Source organism: Mesorhizobium sp. M2A.F.Ca.ET.043.05.1.1, assembly GCF_003952445.1.
GTDB lineage: Bacteria > Pseudomonadota > Alphaproteobacteria > Rhizobiales > Rhizobiaceae > Mesorhizobium.
In genome coordinates, this window is record NZ_CP034446.1 from 647,477 (window position 1) to 666,981 (window position 19,505).

The following is a 19,505-nucleotide window of genomic DNA, read 5'->3' on the forward strand; positions in this document are numbered from 1 at the left end:
TATCTGACCCCAACCCGGCCGGCAGGGGGGCATAAATGTTCTCATTCATCGCCAGACGCATCGGCACGATACTGCTCACGATGCTGTGCCTGACGCTGGTCGTCTTCTTCCTCGTCAATCTCGAGCCCAATCTGAAGAAGCTGGCGATCAGCCAGACCGAGATGCACACGCCCGCCGACCAACTCGAAAGCTGGCTGGTCAATCATGGCTACCGGCAGAATTTCTTCCTGCGCTACGGCCAGTGGCTGGGCGTCCTGCCCAAGCATCCGATCACCGATCCGGCGACCGGCAAGACCACGCAGCGCTTTTCCTTCTGCAACGATCCGACGGAGCCGAAATTCTCAGGCGTGCTGCAGGGCGACTTCGGCTGCTCGACCAAGTTCAAGACGACCGTCGCGGCGAAGCTCTTTCCGGCGCTCGGCGCCACAGGCTTGCTGATGTTCTGGGTTCTGGCGGTGATGGTGCCGATCTCGCTGCTCATCGGCATTCTTGCCGGCATGCGCGAAGGGTCGCGCACGGACCGGACATTGTCCGTCGCCTCGATCGCTTCGACGGCGACACCCGAATATGTGTCGGGCGTCATCTTCACCGTCATCTTCGCATCCTGGCTCGGCTGGCTGAACGGCTCGGCAGCGTCCGCCAGCCAGGGCATCACCTTCTACAATTTCACGCTGCCGGTGATCACGCTGGCGATCTACGGCATAGGCTATATCGCGCGCATGACACGCGCCTCGATGGTCGAGGTGATGACGCAACAATATATCCGCACCGCCCGGCTGAAGGGCCTGTCCTTCAGCAGCGTGGTCATCAAGCATGCCTTGCGCAACGCGCTGATCGCGCCCTTCACCGTCATCATGCTGCAGTTCCCGTGGTTGCTCACCGGCGTCGTCATCGTCGAGGTGATGTTCCGCTACCAGGGCTTTGGCTACACGCTGGTCGAAGCCGCCGGCAACAACGACATCGATCTGTTGCTTGGCTGCTCGCTGGTCTCGGTGTTCATCGTGCTGATCACCCAGCTCATTTCCGATGTCGGCTACGCGTTTCTCAATCCGCGTATCAGGGTTCAGTAGGGGCAGGGCCGATGCAAACGGAATATATCAGCGCCTTCAATGTCGTCATCGGCGTGCTCTGGCGGTTCTGGCCGGTGTGGGTGGCGCTCATCCTGGTGATGGGCGCCAGCTTTACCTACAAGAAGCGGCTCGGCCTCTATGGCCAACTCTTCGACAGCGGCGTCGGCATTGCCGGCGTGTTCATCTGCCTGTTCTGGCTGTTCACGGCGATCTTCGCCTCCACCATCTCGCCCTTCGACCCGCTGGCCCAGGTTTCGGTGATGAAGGACACGCTGCCCGGCGCGATCGAGCCGGCATCGAAGCTGGTCTATTATTTCGGCGGCGACAAGCTCGCCCGCGACGTGTTTTCGCGCATGGTCTATGGCAGCCAGATCGTGCTGATCATCGCGCCGGCCGCCACCGGCTTCGCGCTGATGGTCGGCATCACGCTCGGCCTGCCGGCCGGTTACTATGGCGGCAAGATCGACACGCTGTTGTCCTTCCTCGCCAATCTGGTGCTGGCCTTCCCGGTGATCCTTTTGTTCTACCTGCTGGTGACGCCGGGCATCATGGATACGCCGATCCCCTACGCGATGGCGGGATTGTTCTTTCTGTTCCCGATCATCTTCTTCTGCGTGCTGTTCTGGACCCGCTACAAGAACCGGCCGGACCGGCTCTATATCCTGCTCGGCATCACGCTGGTGGTCGGCGGCTGGATTTATGCGGGCCTGGTCTTCGACAAGGATCCGCTGCACATCGTGCATATCGATCCCAACCAGCTCAACATCTTCGTGGCGGTGGTGTTCGCCTCCAGCCCCGGCGTGTTCCGCATCGTGCGCGGGCTGACCATGGACATCAAGACGCGCGACTATGTGGCGGCGGCGCAGACGCGCGGTGAATCGCCCTGGTACATCATGCTGTGGGAGATCCTGCCCAATGCGCGCGGTCCGCTGATCGTCGATGCGTGCCTGCGCATCGGCTACACGACGATCCTGCTCGGAACGCTCGGCTATTTCGGCCTCGGCCTGGCGCCGGAAAGCCCCGACTGGGGCACCGCGATCAAGGACGCCAGCCGCCTGCTGCGTTCCTTCATCCACCCGGCGCTGCCGCCGACGATCGCCCTGATGTCGTTCGTGCTGGGGCTGAACCTCCTGGCGGACTCGCTGCGCGAACAGTCGATGAAGGATTGATGGCGAGGGCTCAGGCCCTACCTGCTGGAACAATTTAGGATTGGAGCGACCCATGAACGAGGCAGTTCGAGATCCAGCCAAGGCGACCGGTCAGCCGATCATCGAGATCGAGAACCTCTCGATCTCCTTCTTCACCCGCAAGGGCGAGATCCCGGCCGTGATGGATTTCTCATGCACGGTGATGCCCGGCGAGGCGATGGGCATCGTCGGCGAATCCGGCTGCGGCAAGTCGACGGTGTCGCTCGGCATCATGCGCGACCTCTCCAACATCGGGAAGATCGTCGGCGGGCGCATCAAGTTCCAGGGCAGGGACATGGGCGAGATGTCCGACGAGGAGCTGCGCGCCATCCGCGGCAACAAGATCGCCATGATCTACCAGGAGCCGATGGCGAGCCTCAATCCGGCAATGAAGATCGGCCAACAGCTGATGGAAGTGCCGCTGATCCACGACAAAGTATCGAAGGAGGAGGCTTATAACCGCGCGCTGGAGATGGTGCGGGCGGTGAAGCTGCCCGATCCGGAGCGCATGATGCGCTCCTATCCGCACCAGCTGTCGGGCGGCCAGCAGCAGCGCATCGTGATCGCCATGGCGCTGCTTTCGAAACCTGCGCTGCTTCTGCTCGACGAGCCGACCACCGCGCTCGACGTCACCGTGGAGGCCGGCATCGTCGAGCTGGTCAAAGGGCTGGGCGAGAAGTTCGGCACCTCGATGATCTTCGTGTCGCACAATCTCGGCCTGATCCTCGAGACCTGCGACAGGATCACGGTGATGTATTCCGGCGAGGCCGTCGAGACCGGCAAGATCGAGGACGTGTTCGACCGGATGCGCCATCCCTATACGCAAGGGCTGTTCCGCTCGATCCCGCTGCCTGGCGCCGACAAGAACTCGCGGCCGTTGATCTCCATTCCCGGACAGTTGCCGCTGCCGCATGAGCGGCCGAAGGGCTGCAATTTCGGGCCGCGCTGCCACCATTTTGTCGAGGGCGTCTGCAACGCCGCGGAAATCCCGATGGTCCCGGTCGAGGGCCATGAGGGGCATTTCTCGCGCTGCGTGCGCTTCAACGAGATCGACTGGGAGGCGCTGCCGCCCGGCGCCAAGAAGGTCAACGAGAAGGTCGAGCCCGGCGCGCCGGTGCTGAAGATCCAGGACCTCAAGAAATACTACAAGGTCGGCGGCAGCGAGGTGTTCGGCTCCAGCGAAGGCCGCGTCGTCAAGGCCAACGAGACGATCTCGTTCACCGCGCGCGAATCCGAGACGGTGGCGATCGTCGGCGAGTCCGGCTGCGGAAAGTCGACCTTGGCCAAGGTGCTGCTCGGCCTCGAGACCGCAAGCTCCGGCACGGTGACCTTGGCCAACAAGGAGATCCAGTCGACGGGCATCGAGAGCCGCGGCGTCGATACGGTCTCGTCGATCCAGATGGTGTTCCAGAACCCCTTCGACACGCTGAACCCCAGCCACACGGTCGGCTCACAGATCATCCGCACGCTGGAGAAGTTCAATGTCGGCAAGAATGTCGCCGAGCGACGCCAGCGCATGCTGGAACTGCTCGACCTGGTGAAGCTGCCCAGGGCCTTCGAGACCCGCAAGCCGCGCCAGCTGTCGGGCGGCCAGAAGCAGCGCATCGGCGTCGCGCGCGCCTTTGCCGGCGACGCCAAGGTGGTGGTGGCCGACGAGCCGGTCTCGGCGCTCGACGTCTCCGTGCAGGCAGCGGTGACCGAGCTGTTGATGGACATCCAGCGCAAGAACAAGACGACGATGCTGTTCATCAGCCACGATCTGTCGGTGGTGCGCTACATCGCCGACCGCGTCGTGGTCATGTATCTGGGCTACATCGTCGAGCAGGGCACGACCGACCAGATCTTCTCGCCGCCCTACCATCCCTATACCGAGGCGCTGCTGTCCGCGATTCCGATCGCCGACACCAGCGTCGTCAAGAAGCACATCGTGCTCGAAGGCGACATCCCGTCGGCCATGAACCCGCCGACCGGCTGCCCGTTCCAGACGCGCTGCGGCTACAAGAAGCTGGTGCCGGACAATCTGTGCGAGACGAAGGTGCCGCCGGTGAAAAATCTCGGCGGCGGCCATACGAGCCTATGCTGGCTTTCGGATGACGTGCTCGCCAAGATGGAGCCGGTCATCAAGTTCGACAAGGAGCATGCCGCGCATGAAGGCGTGCCGGATGATGCGCCGCATGGCGTGGGGCCGGGCTTTGCCGGTTCGCCACCGCAGCGACCGGATGGCAAAAACGCCAGCGCGGAAGCCGACGCGATCGGAGAGGGCGTCGAGGAGAACGACGCGGTGCGTAAAGCCCGTCGCCATGAAGTGCGCGACGAGGATTCGGAAACCGGTGTCCCAAGGCCGAAGGATACGACGAGGCGGCACTAATCCGATACGGATGTCAGCTGCCGCATTGGCGTAGCTGCGCCTGATAATCGCGCGCCATCTGGTCGGTGGCGCGCGCGTAGCTTTGAACGCCGGCGTCGCCGCGATTGCCGCGGCCATAGGCGGTCCAGCCGAGATAATAGGCCAGATAGAGATTGTAGGTGTCGTTGCGGGCGACGCCGAACGTGTCGACGGTCTTGGAGTGGTACCAGCCGACGAAATCGATGGCGTCGGCGAAGCGTGTGCGGCGCGCCGCCCAGTTGCCGGTCTCGCTTTGATATTGCGACCAGGTGCCGTCGAGCGCCTGCGAATAGCCCGTGGCGCTCGAGACATGAGTCCACGGGATGAAGCCGAGCAGCTTTGTGCGCGGCGGGCGGGCATTGCTCTTGAAGCCGGATTCCTTGCGCACCGTCGCCATCAGCACGGGAACGGGAATGCCGTATTTCTGCTCGGTGCGCTCGGCGGCGGACTGCCAGTTATCGAACCAGCCGTCATTCTGGTCGAAGACGGCGCAGACATTGTTGATGTGGCTGGGCGCGGTCGCGCAGGCCGATAGCGCCAGCAGCACGCAAACAGCGACAATTTTACTAAAACTCGACCTACGCATTGGAAGACGAATAGGCCGAAATCATAAAAGGAGTCTTGCGCGGTTCCTTAACGCTGACGCAGGAGGCGCGAAAAATCCAGTATCGATATTCCGACCATCTGCGTCGCTATTCTCTTAGTCGATTTCCAAAAATGCCGCCTTAGCTAAAATCACGCCGGCAAATGGCGAATTCCTGACAGCTCGCCTGTGATGCCGGCGCTCTGATGCGCGCATGAGCGAACCAAGACGCAAGCGCGGCGCCGAGCGCACCAGCCACCGCGGGCCAGCCGCCATTCCGCAACTGCCGCTGCGGCGAGTGGAGAATCCCTATCCGCCGATGGCGCTGCTGTCGGCCGACCAGATCGAGGCGATCCACCAGGCGTCGATGGACATCCTGGAGAATTTCGGCATCGAGGTGATGAGCCCACGGGCGCTGTCGCTGTTCGAGCGCGCCGGCGCCAAGGTCGATCACGGGTCGGCGAATGTGCGCATCGACCGCGGCATGGTCGAGGAAGCGCTGCGGTCGACGCGCAGCAGCTACACGCTTACGCCGCGCAATCCGGCTCGAGCCATCCATCTCGGCGGCAGCACCATCAACTTCACGCTGGTGGCCGGACCGCCCAATGTGCATGACATGGAGCGCGGCCGCCGCGCCGGCAACATGCAGGACTATCAGGACCTTGTCCGCTTGGCGCAGCATTTCAATTGCATCCATATGCTCGGCAACCAGGTCTGCGCGCCGATCGAGCTGCCGGCGAATACAAGGCATATGGACACCTATTTCGCCAATCTGACGCTGACCGACAAATGTTTTCATGTCTCGGCGATCGGGCGGGGCAGGGCGCTGGACGGTATCGAGATGATGGCGATCGCGCGCGGGCTGACGCTAGATGAGATGGCGCATGACCCCGGCGTCACCACCATCATTTCGGTCAACTCGCCGCGCCGCTTCGACGAGATGATGGCGGAAGGGCTGATGACGATGGCCGAATACGGCCAGTCGGTTGCCGTCACCCCGTTCACGCTGATGGGCGCGATGAGCCCGGTGACGCTGGCCGGCGCGCTGGCGCAGCAGAACGCCGAGGCGCTGTTCGGCATCGTGCTGACGCAACTGGTGCGTCCCGGCGCGCCGGTGATGTATGGCGCCTTCACCTCCAATGTCGACATGAAGTCGGGCGCGCCGGCCTTCGGCACGCCGGAGAACACCAAGGCCAACATCGCTTCCGGGCAGTTGGCGCGGCGCTACAACTTACCCTATCGCACCACGCCGGGCTCGGCCTCCAACGCCGCCGATGCGCAGGGCGCCTATGAGACGATGATGGCGCTGTGGGGTGCGGTGCTCGGCCACGGCAATCTCGTCTATCATGCGGCCGGCTGGCAGGAGGGTGGACTGACGGCTTCGTTCGAAAAGCTCATCATCGACGTCGAGATGATCCAGCACATGATGGAATTCCTGCGGCCGATCGTTGTCGACGAGGCGGAGCTCGCCGTCGAGGCGCTGGGCGCGGTGCCGACCGGCGGCCATTTCTTCGGCGAACCGCACACGCTGGAGCGCTACGCCACCGCCTTCTACCAGCCGATGCTTTCCAATTGGCAGAATTACGAGGCCTGGCAGGAAGCCGGCGCGCTCGACACGACGGCGCGCGCGACCAGGCTGTGGAAGAAGGCGCTTGGGGAGTATGTTCAGCCGGCCATGGACCCTGCCGTGCGCGAGGCGCTCGAGGCCTATATGGCCCGCCGCAAGGAAGCGATCGGGCAAGGCGAGCCGTGAGGGAACGGCTTCCCATCGTGATTCATTTCAATCTCTCAACTCACTGAACCAACGAGAAAAACCCATGAAGTCGCATGCAAAGGTCGTGGTCATCGGCGGCGGTGTCGTCGGATGCTCGGTGCTGTTCCATCTCGCGCGCCATGGCTGGACCGATGTCGTGCTTCTGGAGCGCGACGAGCTGACTTCCGGCTCGACATGGCATGCGGCCGGCGGCATGCACACCATCAATGGCGATCCCAACGTCGCCAAGCTGCAGAAATACACGATCTCGCTCTACAAGGAGATCGAAGAGCTTTCGGGACAGGCGACCGGCGTGCACCTGACCGGCGGCGTGCTGCTGGCCGCGACCGAGGCGCGGCTCGACTGGCTGCGCGGCGTGGTGTCGAAGGGCCGTTATCTCGGCATCGACCTCGAGGTGATCTCGGCCAAGGAAGCGGCGGAATTGATGCCGCTGATCGATCCGAAGCAATTCGTGGGGGCGGTGCGTAACAAGGAGGACGGCCATCTCGACCCGTCCGGCGTGACGCATGCCTATGCCAAGGCGGCGCGGAAACTGGGCGCGGAGGTCGAGCGCTTCACCAAGGTCGAGGACATCGTGCGCCGTCCCGACGGGTCGTGGCGCGTCATCACCAACAAGGGCGATGTCATTGCCGAGCATGTCGTCAATGCCGGCGGGCTCTGGGCGCGCGAGGTCGGCCGCATGGTGGGGTTGGAGCTGCCGGTGCTGGCGATGGAGCACATGTACCTGATCACCGAGGACATGCCGGAGGTCGCCGACTGGAACAAGAAGACCGGCACCGAGATCATCCACGCGGTCGATTTCGACGGCGAGCTATATCTTCGCCAAGAACGCGGCGGCATGCTGATGGGCACCTACGAGAAGGCCAACAAGGTCTGGTCCGAGTTCTCCACGCCTTGGAATTTCGGCCACGAGCTGCTGGAGCCGGACATCGACCGCATCGCACCGTCGCTGGAAGTCGGCTTCCGCCATTTCCCCGCCTTCCAGAAGACCGGCATCAAGCAGATCATCAACGGCCCCTTCACCTTCGCGCCGGACGGCAATCCGCTGGTCGGTCCGGTGCGCGGCCTGCCGGGCTTCTGGGTCGCCTGCGGCGTCATGGCCGGCTTCAGCCAGGGCGGCGGCGTTGGCCTCGCGCTCTCCAACTGGATGATCGAGGGCGATCCGGGCGCCGACATCTGGGCGATGGACGTGGCGCGCTACGGCGACTGGGCGACGATGGCCTATACGAACGCAAAGGTGCGCGAGAATTATTCGCGCCGCTTCTCGATCCGCTTCCCCAATGAGGAACTGCCGGCCGGGCGTCCGCTGAAGACGACGCCTCTCTACGACACGCTAGCCGCCAAGGGCGCGCAATGGGGCGTGTCCTATGGGCTCGAAGTGCCGCTCTGGTATGCGCCGGACGGCGTCAGGGACGAGTTTTCGTGGCGGCGCTCGACCGACTTCGAGCATGTCGCCAAGGAAGCCGCGGCGGTGCGCCACGGCGTCGGCCTGTCGGAGATCTCGAACTTCGCCAAATACAAGGTGACGGGCGAGGGCGCGGCTGGATGGCTCGACCGCATCTTCGCTTGCAAGCTGCCCAAGCGCGGCCGCATGACGCTGGCGCCGATGCTGAAGGACGACGGCAGACTGATCGGCGATTTCACTTTGGCCAATGTCGACGACGCAGAGTGGTTCGTCGCCGGCTCAGGCATCGCCGAGCAGTATCACATGCGCTGGTTCGAGGCCCATCTGCCCAAGGATGGCTCGGTGCGGATCGAGGCGCTGGGCCAGAAACTCACCGGCCTTGCGATTGCCGGTCCGAAGGCGAGGGAAGTGCTCGCCAAGGTCACCCGCGCCGATGTTTGCAACGCGGGCTTCCCCTTCATGGCGGTGGCTGGAATGGATATCGGCATGGCGCCGTGCCTCGTCGGTCGCGTCAGCTACACCGGCGATCTCGGCTACGAGATCTGGGTGGCGCCGGAATACCAGCGCGCCGCCTACCAGGCCCTGCTCGCTGCGGGAGAGGAGTTCGGCATCGGCCTGTTCGGCTCGCGCGCGCTGAATGCGCTGAGGCTGGAAAAGAACTATGGCTCATGGGCGCGCGAATATCGGCCGATTTACGGGCCGCTGGAAGCCGGGCTCGACCGCTTCGTCGCCTATGGCAAGGACGCCGATTTCATCGGCAAGGAAGCGGCGCTCGCCGAGCGCCGAGAGGGCGGTACGCTTCGGCTGCGCGCCTTCATCGTTGATGCCGTCGATGCCGATGTGATCGGCGACGAGGCGATCTGGCATGACGGTGTCGTGCGCGGCTGGGTCACGTCGGGCGGCTATGCGCATAATTCGAAGAAATCGGTCGCCATGGGTTATGTGCCGAAGGAAATTGCCGACAGACCTGACGGCTTCGAGATCGAGATCCTCGGCCAGCGTCACGCGGCGCGCATCCAGGTGGCGCCGCTGTTCGACGCCAATTTCGAGCGGATGCGCGGCTAGAGCGACTCCAGGAAAAGTGCGAAGCGGTTTTCCGTCCGGAATTGCGTCAAAACAAAAAGCCTCCTGGCGCGCATCCTGCCATCAGGCTCTGGCGCTGTCGCGATTGTCCAGCGCGAAGGCGCCCGAACCGGCAAAGAACAGATAGAGGAAGACGAAGCAGAACAGTATGGCTGCGTCGCCGCCATTGTTGGCCGGGAAGAAGTCACGCGGGAAGTGCGCCATGAAATAGGCGATGGCCATTTCGCCGGCCAGGAGGAACGCCACCGGGCGGGTGAAGAGACCGAGCGCCAAAAGGATGCCGCCGGCGAATTCGAGGATACCTGCAGCCGTCGTCAGGCCGGTGAGGGCGTGCGGCTCGGCGCTTACCGGGAAGTTGAACAGTTTTTGCGAGCCATGTTCGATGAACTGCAAGGCGCTCATGATGCGCAACACGCCCAGCGCTTGCGGGCGGTAGTGAGCAAGGCTTTCGAAAAGCTTCATCCGAAACTCCATTTACCCCCGCTCGGGCCTTAGATTATCGCCCGGCAGTGGACCACTCACTTCCCATGGCCAACCATCAACAATCGGTGAGGCGAAATGGTTTCAGTCCCATATTTCTTCTCGCGATGGTTGCATAAATATCTCTATGGTTGTATTAGAGGGGTGGTGGATCAAACCAAGCGAGTCTCCTTGATCATGAGAAAAGTCATCATCGGCCTCTTCGCAATCCTTGCAGGCACCAGCTTCGCCATGGCCGCCGATACCGGCTGCGAGACCTTCAAATGGCCGGTCGAGCGGGAGCAGGCGCTGTTTCCGGAGGCGCGCGCCGCGCAGTCCGGCGCTACCCTCACGGTCGGGCAAGCGGCGGATTTCTCGCTTGAGGCTGTGGATACCGTCAGCTTCGAAGTGCCGCCGGAGCGGGCACCGAAAGCCGGCACGTTCGGCGCGACAGCAAATGTGACGGTGCCGCCTGATGGCGAGCTGCAGCTCAGCCTGTCCGACGAGGCCTGGATCGATGTGGTGCAGGATGGCAAGACCGTGAAATCGGCAGCCTTCAGCGGCGTGAAGACCTGCCCCGGCATCCGCAAGAGCATTCGCTTCAAGCTCGCCGGCGGCGCAGCGATCATCCAGCTCAGCGGCGCGAAGAAGGCCGATCTGAAGCTGGCGGTGCTGACGCCGGAGTGACTAATTTAAGAGAGTGGCGCCAGCCGGATAAGTCTTGCCTGTCCTTCGCAGCAATTGCGGAGGGTTGATCGCACCTCTCCCAAGAGGGAAGCGCAATCGCAGACGGCAGCGCTGCCCCCCTCTCCGTCCGCTGCGCGGACACCGCTCCCCCATTTCATGGGGCGAGGAAACGCTAACCGCGGATGTCGCGGCCTTGAAAGCTGGGGTTCCTCGCCCCCACGAAATGGGGGAGAGGTGGCTCGGCGAAGCCGAGACGGAGAGGGGGAGCGCCTTATGCGATTGCCCGCTCCGAGGGAGAGAAAATTCTACCTCACCGGAGCCAGCAAGGCGAAATGCGCGCCTTGCGGGTCCTGGCACTGGATGATCCATTGGCCGCTCGGCACGTCCATCGGCCCCATGATGACCTTGCCGCCATTGTCGGTGACGCGCTTGGCGGCGTCGTCGATGGCGTCGACGTTGAAATAGAACTGCCAGACGGAGACCGGGATCTGCGGCGGCTTGTTCATCATGCCGCCGCCGGATTCTGGGCCGGCGCCGAAGGTTTTGTAGATGCCCATCTCGCCCATGTCGAACTCGCCGGCGCTCGTCCAACCGAACTGGCTGGAATAGAAATCGAAGGCGGCTTTCCAGTCCGAGGTGTAGAGCTCATGCCAGCCTACATGGCCAAGCGTGGTTGCCGGCACCGGCGGCTGGTCAGGCTGATTGGGCTGCAGGAACATGAAGGCCGCGCCTTGCGGGTCGGCGACGACGGCGAAGCGGCCGACGCCCGGAATGTCGTCGGGCGCGCGGTGGACGGCGCCGCCGGCGTCCTTGAGCGCCTGGGTGGAGGCGTCGACATCCTTGGTGTAGATGTAGCCCAGCCAGGTTGGCGGCATGCCTCTCTTGGCGGGTTCTTCCGGCATGGTCATCAATCCGCCGACGCCGCGCTCGGCGGAATTCACCACGATGTAGCGGGGCATGCCGGGGGCGTTGTCGAAGGGCTCGGCCTTCCAGCCGACAACGGCGGTGTAAAAGGCCTCGGCGGCGTCGAGGTCGGTGGTCATCAGTTCGTACCAGAAGAAAGGTTGCGGGGATTTCGGCATGGTCGGTCTCCTCACCGGTTCAGGCAGCGATCGTTGTTCGATCCATCCTAAGGTGTGTTGAGATTCAGGTGATGCCGGCCTGCAAACGGCGGTTTCCTGCGCTTCCGGTGCTCACGTACTTAAGTACGCTCCGCTCCGGTTCTCGAAAACCGCCGTTTTCGTCGCGGCCTGACCTGAATCTCAACACACCTTAGGACGATCCTGGCGACAGAAATCCGACATGGGCCGAAAATCCCGGACGGCAAGGCGCTCTGCTCCCTGATCTTGCATAGCCAGCGCTTTTCGACTTTGCTGCCGTCAAAGAGGGGTTCGCGTTCTCCATGCGCCAGATGTCGCTCACGCCCGAGCTTGTGGCTCTTTGCCATCGCGAGGAGATCGATCCCGGTCCGAGCGGGGAGTGGACGCAGCTCAGCGACGACGATTTCGGCGCGCTTGGCAGGCGTCTTGCCGGCGAAGCCGATGAGGGTCCGCTTTGGGTGTTCGCCTATGGGTCGCTGATCTGGAAACCAGCCTTCGAGTCGATCGAGCAGCAGCGCGCCTCGGCGCATGGCTGGCATCGCTCCTTCTGCCTGGATCTCGTGCGCTGGCGAGGCAGCGCCGAGCAGCCGGGGCTGATGATGGCGCTTGAACGCGGTGGGCGCTGCGACGGCGTCATCTACCGCCTGCCGGATGGCGAAAAGCCTGCCCAGATCGAGAGGCTGCTGCGACGCGAGATCGACGACCACGAGAGCGTCGCCTCCGTCAGATGGGTCCCGGTGCGGACGGCGCAAGGTCGGGTGCGGGCGCTGGGCTTCTGGGTCGGCGTGGCGGGCAGGGGGACGTCGCTCGGGCAGCCGCTGGAGAAGGTGGCCTGGGTGCTGGCGCGGGCGTGCGGCCATGTCGGCTCGGGTGCTGAATATCTCTACAACACCGTCAGCCATCTCGAGACCTTCGGCATCCATGACCGCAATCTGTGGCGGCTGCAGGAATTGGTGGCCGAGGAAATCCGGTCGATCCATGGCCACAGGGTGATAAATCCTGACGCGGCAGAGATCACTGAGGCGGCTATAACATGACTTCATTTATCATGTTTTTACTCAACCATTTCAGCGGCTTGGCCGAAAATTGACCAATTGATAAAAAAATAAAACGTGCTAGCCTTCCCCAAAACGACAACAAGGGGAACTGGAATGGCGACTGGTCATTTCATCGAAGGCATTGCCGGCGGCCGGCTGTCTTCCGAGCAATATGCCGACAATTTTTCCGACCTGCACCCGCCGCTCGATCACCACGAAGCGCTGGTCGAATCCGACCGCTGCTATTTCTGCTACGACGCGCCCTGCATGAATGCATGCCCGACGTCGATCGACATCCCGCTGTTCATTCGCCAGATCGCGACCGGCAATCCGCTGGGCTCGGCCAAGACCATTTTCGACCAGAACATCCTTGGCGGCATGTGCGCCCGCGTCTGCCCGACCGAGACGCTGTGCGAAGAGGTCTGCGTGCGCGAGGTGGCCGAAGGCAAGCCGGTGCAGATCGGCCGGCTGCAGCGTTACGCCACCGATGTCGCGATGAGCGAGGGCAAGCAGTTCTACAAGCGCGCCGAGCCGACCGGGAAAAGCATCGCCGTGGTCGGCGCCGGTCCGGCCGGGCTAGCGGCGGCGCATCGGCTTGCCCGCCATGGCCATGAGGTGACGATCCTGGAGGCGCGGCCGAAGGCCGGCGGCCTCAACGAATATGGCATCGCCGCCTATAAGAGCGTCGACGATTTCGCCCAGGCCGAGGTCGACTATGTCACCGCGATCGGCGGCATCGACATCCAGAACGGCAAGGCGCTCGGCCGCGACTTCCAACTGGCCGACCTGATGCGCAACTATGATGCGGTGTTCCTCGGCATGGGGCTCGGCGGCGTCAATGCGCTACGTGCCGAGGGCGAAGACGCCGACGGCGTTACCAATGCGGTCGAGTTCATCGCCGAACTGCGCCAGGCAAGCGACCTCTCCAGCCTGCCGGTCGGCCGGCGCGTCGTCGTCATCGGCGGCGGCATGACGGCGGTCGATGCCGCGGTGCAGTCGAAGCTGCTCGGCGCCGAAGAGGTGACGATCTGCTACCGGCGCGGCCAGGAGCATATGAACGCTTCGGAGTTCGAGCAGGATCTGGCCGCCGCCAACGGCGTCACCATCCGCCACTGGCTGCAGCCCAAGCGCGTCATTGCCGAGAACGGCAAAGTGTCGGCGATCGAGCTCGAATACACCGCTATGAGCGGCGACAAGCTCGCCGGCACCGGTGAACGGCTCACGCTCGTCGCCGACCAGGTGTTCAAGGCGATCGGCCAGAGTTTTGTGCCGGCGCATCTCAACGGCAGCGCAGAGGCGATCGAGCTCGAAGGCGGCCGCATCAAGGTCGATGCCGAAGGCCGCACCTCGCTGGCGAAAGTCTGGGCGGGCGGCGATTGCATCTTCGGCGGCGACGATTTGACCGTCTCGGCCGTGGCGCAAGGGCGCGACGCGGCCGAGAGCATCCACCGGGCACTGACCTCTAATGGGAGGGCATGAGCATGGCAGACATCCGCAACAATTTCATCGGCATCAAGTCGCCCAATCCGTTCTGGCTGGCCTCGGCGCCGCCGACCGACAAGGCCTATAATGTCGAGCGCGCCTTCAAGGCGGGCTGGGGCGGCGTGGTGTGGAAGACGCTGGGCGAAGAGGGTCCGCCGGTCGTCAATGTCAACGGTCCGCGCTACGGCGCGATCTGGGGCGCCGACCGCCGGCTGCTGGGCTTAAACAATATCGAGCTGATCACCGACCGCGACCTGCAGACCAATCTGCGCGAGATGAAGCAGGTGAAGATGAATTGGCCGGACCGGGCGCTGATCGCCTCGATCATGGTGCCTTGCGTCGAGGAAAGCTGGAAGGCGATCCTGCCGCTGGTCGAGGAGACCGGCGCCGACGGCATCGAGCTCAATTTCGGCTGCCCGCACGGCATGAGCGAGCGCGGCATGGGCTCGGCGGTCGGCCAGGTGCCGGAATATATCGAGATGGTGGTGCGCTGGTGCAAGCAGTACACGCGCATGCCCGTCATCACCAAGCTGACGCCCAACATCACCGACATCCGCAAGCCCGCTCGGGCGGCGCATGCCGGGGGCACCGACGCGGTGTCGCTGATCAACACGATCAACTCGATCACCGGCGTCGATCTCGACAGTTTCGCGCCGCAGCCGACCATCGACGGCAAGGGCTCGCATGGCGGCTATTGCGGCCCGGCGGTGAAGCCGATCGCCATGAACATGGTGGCCGAGATCGCGCGCGATCCCGAAACCCGCGGCCTGCCGATCTCGGGCATCGGCGGCATCACCACCTGGCGCGACGCCGCCGAGTTCATGGCGCTCGGCGCCGGCAATGTGCAGGTCTGCACGGCGGCGATGACCTACGGCTTCAAGATCGTGCAGGAGATGATCGCCGGCCTGGAGAACTGGATGGATGAGAAGGGCCACGCCTCGCTCTCCGACATCATCGGCCGCGCCACGCCCAATGTCACCGACTGGCAGTATCTCAACCTCAACTATGTCGCCAAGGCGCATATCGACCAGGACGCCTGCATCAAATGCGGCCGCTGCCACATCGCCTGCGAGGACACCTCGCACCAGGCGATCACCAGCATGGTGGACGGCGTGAGGCATTTCGAGGTTATCGAGGCTGAATGCGTCGGCTGCAATCTGTGCGTCAATGTCTGCCCGGTCGAGGGCTGCATCACCATGGAGCCGCTGGCGGCCGGCGTCGTGGACCAACGCACCGGCAAGCCGGTGTCGCCGATCTACGCCAACTGGACGACGCATCCGAACAATCCGATGGCCAAGGTAGCGGCGGAATAAGCTCGGGTTCCTCGCCCCACGCCAGTGGGGAGAGGTGGCCCGGCGAAGCCGGGACGGAGAGGGGCCTTGCGGCGGTTGGACACCGCCGCGGGCTCCTGATTGCCTTTTTTCCTGCGCCCCGTCCTTGTCCGGTTTTGGCCTCGCAGAAGGTGTCCCCCTCTCCGTCCCGGCTTCGCCGGGCCACCTCTCCCCCGCCTTGCGGGGTGCGAGGAACCCAGGTCCTGCGAAGCGCCCATCCTCTCACTCTGTTATTGCGAATGGGCGGGCAATTTGCATTTTCATATTGCAGATAAGAATTATCCACGATAAAATATATCCATGAATTGGAGATCGGTATCATGAAACTGGGCGATGGCGTCGAAGCGGCCATCCACTGCGCGGCGACGCTGGCCAGCGTGGACGGCAACAGCACCATGCCGGGTGCGGCGCTGGCGGAGTGTTTTGGGCTGTCGCCGAGCTATCTGCTGAAGCATCTCAACCAGCTCACGGCGGCGCGCATTCTTGAGTCGGTTCCCGGGCCGGCGGGCGGCTACCGGCTGGCGCGGGCGGCGGAACGTATCACGCTGCTCGATATCGTGCTGGCGGTCGAGGGCAGGGAGCCTGCGTTCCGCTGCGGCGAAATTCGCCAGCGCGGCCCGGTCAAGATCGACGCCTCGGCCTATGTGAAGCCCTGCGGCATCAACGCCGCGATGCTCAGGGCCGAGCGCGCCTATCGGGCGGCGCTTGCCGACGTGAAGCTGTCCGACATCGTGGCGGAGTACGCCGCCGAAGGCGACCCGCGATCCTATGCCGCGAGCTGCGCTTTCGTCGAGCGCCACCAGCGGCCGCAGAAATCCGCTTCATCCAAGCAGACTTAAACCCCTAACCCGCCCAAAAAACTGGAAGGAAAGACGATGAAACAGAGATTGCAGTTCTTTGCCAAGGCCCCCGAGATCATGAAGGCGGTGTCGGCGCTCAACAAGGCCGTCGACGAATGCGGGCTGGAAGTGAGCCTGCTGCACCTGATCAAGCTCAGGGCTTCGCAGATCAATGGCTGCTCATACTGCGTCGAGATGCACAGCCGCGAGGCGCGGCGCGACGGGGAGACCGAAACCCGGCTCTATCTCGTCGCCGCCTGGAAGGAATCGCCGCTGTTTTCCGAACGCGAGCGTGCCGCTCTCGCATGGACCGAGGCCGTGACGCTGATCGCCGACAATGGTGTGTCGGACGAGCTCTACGCCCGCACGCTCGAGCATTTCTCGGAAGAGGAAATGGTCAAGCTCTCGGTGGCGCTCGGCATGATCAACACGTGGAACCGGTTGTGCATTCCCTTCCACGCCATCCATCCGATGCCGGCCGCCAAGGCGGCCTGATCCTAGGGCGCGCGGATGGGAGTCCGCGCGCCTCCTCTAGGCGGCGAACCTCAAGCCGCCGTCGCAGGTCAGCACCTGACCGGTCATGAAGCTGTTGGAGACCAGGAAGGCAATCGCCTCGGCGACATCCTCGGCGCGGCCGATGCGGCCGACCGGCGTCTTGCCGGCATATTCGGCAAACACCGCCTGCCGCTGATCGTCCGGCAGGAAATCCCACCAGGGGGTGTCGATGACGCCGGGGGCCACGACGTTGACGCGCAGCGGCTTCAGCTCGATGGCGAGGATCGGCGCGACGGTCAAGAGCATGCCGTTGATGGCGCCGATGCCGGCGACGCCGGGCGCCGCGATTTGTGCCGAGACAGCCGAGATGAAGGTGACCGATCCGGTCTTGTTCAGGGTCGGCAGGGCTGCCTGTAGACAGGACAGTTGCGGCCGGACCTTCTCGTCGACGCCGCTGGCGATATCGGCGAGGTCGAGCGTCGCGAACGGTCCCAGTCCCTTGCCGCCGCTGGCGGCGAGAACCAGGTGATCGAACGGCCCTAGGTCCTTGAAAAACCGCTGCGCCTCATCAGGATTGCCGGCATCGAACGCAGCCTTGTCGGCTGAGCCGCCCAGGCTCTTCCACGCAGCCTTGAGTTTTTCCTCGTTGCGGCCGGTGATCGTGACTTTCATGGCGGGGCTAACCAGCTTTTTGGCCGTCGCGAGGCCGATGCCGGATGAGCCGCCTATGATGACGCAATGTTCGATGGTCTCGCTCATGGGTGTTGTTCCTTGGATGTTGCAGAAGATTGTCCGGTCAATTCGAGGCTCAAGGCCCGCAATTGGCGGCGGGCCTTTTCGTCATAGGCCTGCGCATCGGCGCGCGATTCCCGCTGGCCGTCGAAATAGCGGCCGCTGCGCCCTTCGAGCGCCGGCGAGGTCGCAAGGTTGAGGATGGCGTCGGCGCCGGTCTCGACCGAGCTCCATGGCGTGACGCCCGCCTGCCGGACCATCGTGGTGTCCATGTAGCTTGCCGGATGCAAGGCGTTGACGGTGATGCCGGTGCCCTCGAGCTGCTGAGCCAGATCGATGGTGAATAGGATCTGCGCCAGCTTGCTCTGGCAGTAGGCGCGCACGCCGCTATAGCCATGCGTCAGCATGACGTCGTCGAAATCGATCGCCTGCTGGCCGGCCGAGGCGACGTTGACGATGCGCGCCGGCGCGCTTGCCTTGATGAGCGGTAAGAGCTCCGACGTCAGCAGGAAGCCGGCGAGATAGTTGACGGCGAAGCGCAGCTCGTAGCCGTCGGCGCTGACCTGCCGCTTGGCGCCCTGGCCGCCGGTGCCGACGCCGGCATTGTTGATCAGGATGTCGAGCCGGTCGGTCCTGGCGCGCACGGCTTCGGCGAGGCGGCGTACTTCGGCAAGCGAAGCGAGGTCGGCGGCGAGGAATTCCGCCTTGCCGCCTTTGGCCTCGATCGCGGCGACCGTCGCCTTGCCGCGGCCTGCGTCGCGGCCATGCACCAGCACGCGTGCGCCCGCGGCGCCGAGCCTTTCGGCGACCACGCGGCCGACGCCGTCGGTCGAGCCGGTGACGAGAATGGTTTTGTCCTTGAGTTCCATGTCCAGAGCCTCCTTGCGCTGCTCTGAACGAAAAGATGGGACAGGGCGCGCGTCTCAAACAGTTCAAACTTTATCCTGGTATCAGTACTGCTATAATAGGCAGATGGATATCGCGACCCATTCCCCCGAAGATCATCGCCGGCGCGAGCTCGGCGCTTTCCTGCGTTCGCGGCGCGAACGGCTTTCGCCGGATGCCGCCGGCATCGCTTGCGGCGCGCGGCGGCGCACGCCGGGCTTAAGGCGCGAAGAAGTGGCGATGATCGCCGGCGTCGGCACGACCTGGTACACCTGGCTGGAGCAGGGCAGGGACGTGCGGCCCTCGGTCGAGGTGCTGTCAGCGCTTTGCCAGGCGCTGCGGCTCGACGGTGCCGAGCAGCGGCATCTGTTCACGCTCGCCGGCCGCCAACAGCCGGAGCGGCGGCGTATCGTGCAGACAAAGGTCGAAGGACCCTTGCTGCACATGCTGCAGAGCCTGGTGCTGCAACCCGCCTATGTCGTCGGCCCGCGCTGGGACGTGCTGGCCTGGAACGACGCAGCGGTCGCCATCTTCGGCGATTACGGCCAGCTGGAGGGCGATGCCCGCAACATCCTCCACGGCGTCTTCACCGATCCGCACCGGCGGCACCTTTTGGTGGACTGGGAGCAGCTGGCGCGCGCAACGCTCGCCGCCTTCCGCGCCGAGAGCGCGAAATACACCGGCGATCCGGATTTCGAGCGGCTGATCGCGCTGATGATGCGCTCAAGTCCCGAATTCCGCGAATGGTGGCCGCAACGCGATGTCGTGCACAGGCTTTCCGGCTTGAAGCACCTGCGCCACCCGATCGCCGGCGCGATGACATTCGAGCATATGAGCCTGTCGATCGACGATGGCTCTGATATGAGGCTGATCGTCTACACGCCGCTGGCGGAGCAGAACTCGGTCGCCAAGTTGAAGAAGCTGCTGGAGGCACAGACGGCCGAGCGGCGCAGCGCGTGAGCCATCACCG

17 protein-coding genes are annotated in these 19,505 nt (G+C 63.9%); 12 read left to right on the forward strand and 5 right to left on the reverse strand.

From position 1 onward, the window contains the following. Nucleotides 1-35: 35 nt before the first annotated feature. From EJ069_RS03045 to EJ069_RS03055, 3 genes are read left to right on the forward strand one after another with little or no spacing between them, the layout of a single operon-like run. On the forward strand, nucleotides 36-1,070 hold the full coding sequence (locus EJ069_RS03045) for an ABC transporter permease (RefSeq protein ID WP_042637250.1): 1,035 nt from the start codon (nucleotides 36-38) through the stop codon (nucleotides 1,068-1,070). Between the two features lie 11 nt (nucleotides 1,071-1,081). Beyond that, complete coding sequence (locus EJ069_RS03050; RefSeq protein WP_126060022.1) at nucleotides 1,082-2,239, forward strand: ABC transporter permease; 1,158 nt, start codon at nucleotides 1,082-1,084, stop codon at nucleotides 2,237-2,239. A gap of 52 nt (nucleotides 2,240-2,291) precedes the next feature. After that, nucleotides 2,292-4,625: an ABC transporter ATP-binding protein gene (locus tag EJ069_RS03055; protein WP_126060023.1), complete on the forward strand. Its 2,334-nt coding sequence runs from the start codon at nucleotides 2,292-2,294 to the stop codon at nucleotides 4,623-4,625. Nucleotides 4,626-4,638: 13 nt separating this feature from the next. Here EJ069_RS03055 and EJ069_RS03060 read toward each other — a convergent pair whose 3' ends face one another. After that, nucleotides 4,639-5,229 (reverse strand): transglycosylase SLT domain-containing protein, encoded by a 591-nt coding sequence (locus EJ069_RS03060; protein WP_126060024.1) that lies wholly within the window; start codon nucleotides 5,227-5,229, stop codon nucleotides 4,639-4,641. A gap of 211 nt (nucleotides 5,230-5,440) precedes the next feature. Between EJ069_RS03060 and EJ069_RS03065 the strand changes: the two genes are divergently transcribed. Beyond that, on the forward strand, nucleotides 5,441-6,979 hold the full coding sequence (locus EJ069_RS03065; RefSeq protein ID WP_126060025.1) for a trimethylamine methyltransferase family protein: 1,539 nt from the start codon (nucleotides 5,441-5,443) through the stop codon (nucleotides 6,977-6,979). A 64-nt stretch (nucleotides 6,980-7,043) separates the two neighbouring features. Further along, entirely contained in the window at nucleotides 7,044-9,470 is a 2,427-nt protein-coding gene (locus EJ069_RS03070) for an FAD-dependent oxidoreductase (RefSeq protein ID WP_126060026.1), read from the forward strand. A gap of 81 nt (nucleotides 9,471-9,551) precedes the next feature. Here the strand turns inward: EJ069_RS03070 and EJ069_RS03075 are convergent, their stop codons facing one another. Beyond that, nucleotides 9,552-9,950: a DoxX family protein gene (locus EJ069_RS03075; protein ID WP_126060027.1), complete on the reverse strand. Its 399-nt coding sequence runs from the start codon at nucleotides 9,948-9,950 to the stop codon at nucleotides 9,552-9,554. Between the two features lie 195 nt (nucleotides 9,951-10,145). Here EJ069_RS03075 and EJ069_RS03080 point away from each other — a divergent pair, with 195 nt between their 5' ends. Continuing rightward, entirely contained in the window at nucleotides 10,146-10,634 is a 489-nt protein-coding gene (locus EJ069_RS03080; protein ID WP_126060028.1) for a hypothetical protein, read from the forward strand. Nucleotides 10,635-10,939: 305 nt separating this feature from the next. Here EJ069_RS03080 and EJ069_RS03085 read toward each other — a convergent pair whose 3' ends face one another. Further along, on the reverse strand, nucleotides 10,940-11,716 hold the full coding sequence (locus EJ069_RS03085) for a VOC family protein (RefSeq protein ID WP_126060029.1): 777 nt from the start codon (nucleotides 11,714-11,716) through the stop codon (nucleotides 10,940-10,942). A 320-nt stretch (nucleotides 11,717-12,036) separates the two neighbouring features. Between EJ069_RS03085 and EJ069_RS03090 the strand changes: the two genes are divergently transcribed. The 5 genes from EJ069_RS03090 to EJ069_RS03110 all read left to right on the forward strand — a co-directional run bounded on the left by EJ069_RS03090 (nucleotide 12,037) and on the right by EJ069_RS03110 (nucleotide 16,918). Continuing rightward, on the forward strand, nucleotides 12,037-12,771 hold the full coding sequence (locus EJ069_RS03090; protein ID WP_126060030.1) for a gamma-glutamylcyclotransferase: 735 nt from the start codon (nucleotides 12,037-12,039) through the stop codon (nucleotides 12,769-12,771). 114 nt (nucleotides 12,772-12,885) lie between these two features. Continuing rightward, nucleotides 12,886-14,250 (forward strand): NAD(P)-dependent oxidoreductase, encoded by a 1,365-nt coding sequence (locus tag EJ069_RS03095; protein ID WP_126060031.1) that lies wholly within the window; start codon nucleotides 12,886-12,888, stop codon nucleotides 14,248-14,250. A gap of 2 nt (nucleotides 14,251-14,252) precedes the next feature. After that, nucleotides 14,253-15,566, forward strand: coding sequence for an NAD-dependent dihydropyrimidine dehydrogenase subunit PreA (gene preA, locus EJ069_RS03100; protein WP_042637264.1), 1,314 nt, complete (start codon nucleotides 14,253-14,255; stop codon nucleotides 15,564-15,566). A gap of 338 nt (nucleotides 15,567-15,904) precedes the next feature. Beyond that, nucleotides 15,905-16,423, forward strand: a complete 519-nt coding sequence (locus tag EJ069_RS03105; RefSeq protein WP_126060032.1) for an Rrf2 family transcriptional regulator — start codon at nucleotides 15,905-15,907, stop codon at nucleotides 16,421-16,423. Nucleotides 16,424-16,459: 36 nt separating this feature from the next. Further along, on the forward strand, nucleotides 16,460-16,918 hold the full coding sequence (locus EJ069_RS03110; protein WP_126060033.1) for a carboxymuconolactone decarboxylase family protein: 459 nt from the start codon (nucleotides 16,460-16,462) through the stop codon (nucleotides 16,916-16,918). Nucleotides 16,919-16,954: 36 nt separating this feature from the next. Here EJ069_RS03110 and EJ069_RS03115 read toward each other — a convergent pair whose 3' ends face one another. Then, nucleotides 16,955-17,677, reverse strand: coding sequence for an SDR family oxidoreductase (locus EJ069_RS03115; RefSeq protein WP_126060034.1), 723 nt, complete (start codon nucleotides 17,675-17,677; stop codon nucleotides 16,955-16,957). Beyond that, nucleotides 17,674-18,519 carry an SDR family oxidoreductase gene (locus EJ069_RS03120; RefSeq protein ID WP_126060035.1) on the reverse strand — a complete coding sequence of 282 codons (846 nt, stop codon included), beginning with the start codon at nucleotides 18,517-18,519 and terminating at the stop codon, nucleotides 17,674-17,676. Before EJ069_RS03120 ends, EJ069_RS03115 begins: the two co-directional genes overlap by 4 nt. A 103-nt stretch (nucleotides 18,520-18,622) precedes the next feature. Here EJ069_RS03120 and EJ069_RS03125 point away from each other — a divergent pair, with 103 nt between their 5' ends. Beyond that, nucleotides 18,623-19,495, forward strand: a complete 873-nt coding sequence (locus EJ069_RS03125; RefSeq protein WP_126060036.1) for a helix-turn-helix transcriptional regulator — start codon at nucleotides 18,623-18,625, stop codon at nucleotides 19,493-19,495. Nucleotides 19,496-19,505 lie beyond the last annotated feature (10 nt).

Coding starts and splice junctions, on each gene's coding strand:
- preA (WP_042637264.1), top strand. CDS start 14,253: ATGGCAGACATCCGCAACAATTTCATCGGCATCAAGTCGCCCAATCCG.
- EJ069_RS03095 (WP_126060031.1), top strand. CDS start 12,886: ATGGCGACTGGTCATTTCATCGAAGGCATTGCCGGCGGCCGGCTGTCT.
- EJ069_RS03045 (WP_042637250.1), top strand. CDS start 36: ATGTTCTCATTCATCGCCAGACGCATCGGCACGATACTGCTCACGATG.
- EJ069_RS03120 (WP_126060035.1), bottom strand. CDS start 18,519: ATGGAACTCAAGGACAAAACCATTCTCGTCACCGGCTCGACCGACGGC.
- EJ069_RS03055 (WP_126060023.1), top strand. CDS start 2,292: ATGAACGAGGCAGTTCGAGATCCAGCCAAGGCGACCGGTCAGCCGATC.
- EJ069_RS03070 (WP_126060026.1), top strand. CDS start 7,044: ATGAAGTCGCATGCAAAGGTCGTGGTCATCGGCGGCGGTGTCGTCGGA.
- EJ069_RS03110 (WP_126060033.1), top strand. CDS start 16,460: ATGAAACAGAGATTGCAGTTCTTTGCCAAGGCCCCCGAGATCATGAAG.
- EJ069_RS03115 (WP_126060034.1), bottom strand. CDS start 17,677: ATGAGCGAGACCATCGAACATTGCGTCATCATAGGCGGCTCATCCGGC.
- EJ069_RS03065 (WP_126060025.1), top strand. CDS start 5,441: ATGAGCGAACCAAGACGCAAGCGCGGCGCCGAGCGCACCAGCCACCGC.
- EJ069_RS03050 (WP_126060022.1), top strand. CDS start 1,082: ATGCAAACGGAATATATCAGCGCCTTCAATGTCGTCATCGGCGTGCTC.
- EJ069_RS03085 (WP_126060029.1), bottom strand. CDS start 11,716: ATGCCGAAATCCCCGCAACCTTTCTTCTGGTACGAACTGATGACCACC.
- EJ069_RS03060 (WP_126060024.1), bottom strand. CDS start 5,229: ATGCGTAGGTCGAGTTTTAGTAAAATTGTCGCTGTTTGCGTGCTGCTG.
- EJ069_RS03090 (WP_126060030.1), top strand. CDS start 12,037: ATGCGCCAGATGTCGCTCACGCCCGAGCTTGTGGCTCTTTGCCATCGC.
- EJ069_RS03105 (WP_126060032.1), top strand. CDS start 15,905: ATGAAACTGGGCGATGGCGTCGAAGCGGCCATCCACTGCGCGGCGACG.
- EJ069_RS03080 (WP_126060028.1), top strand. CDS start 10,146: ATGAGAAAAGTCATCATCGGCCTCTTCGCAATCCTTGCAGGCACCAGC.
- EJ069_RS03075 (WP_126060027.1), bottom strand. CDS start 9,950: ATGAAGCTTTTCGAAAGCCTTGCTCACTACCGCCCGCAAGCGCTGGGC.
- EJ069_RS03125 (WP_126060036.1), top strand. CDS start 18,623: ATGGATATCGCGACCCATTCCCCCGAAGATCATCGCCGGCGCGAGCTC.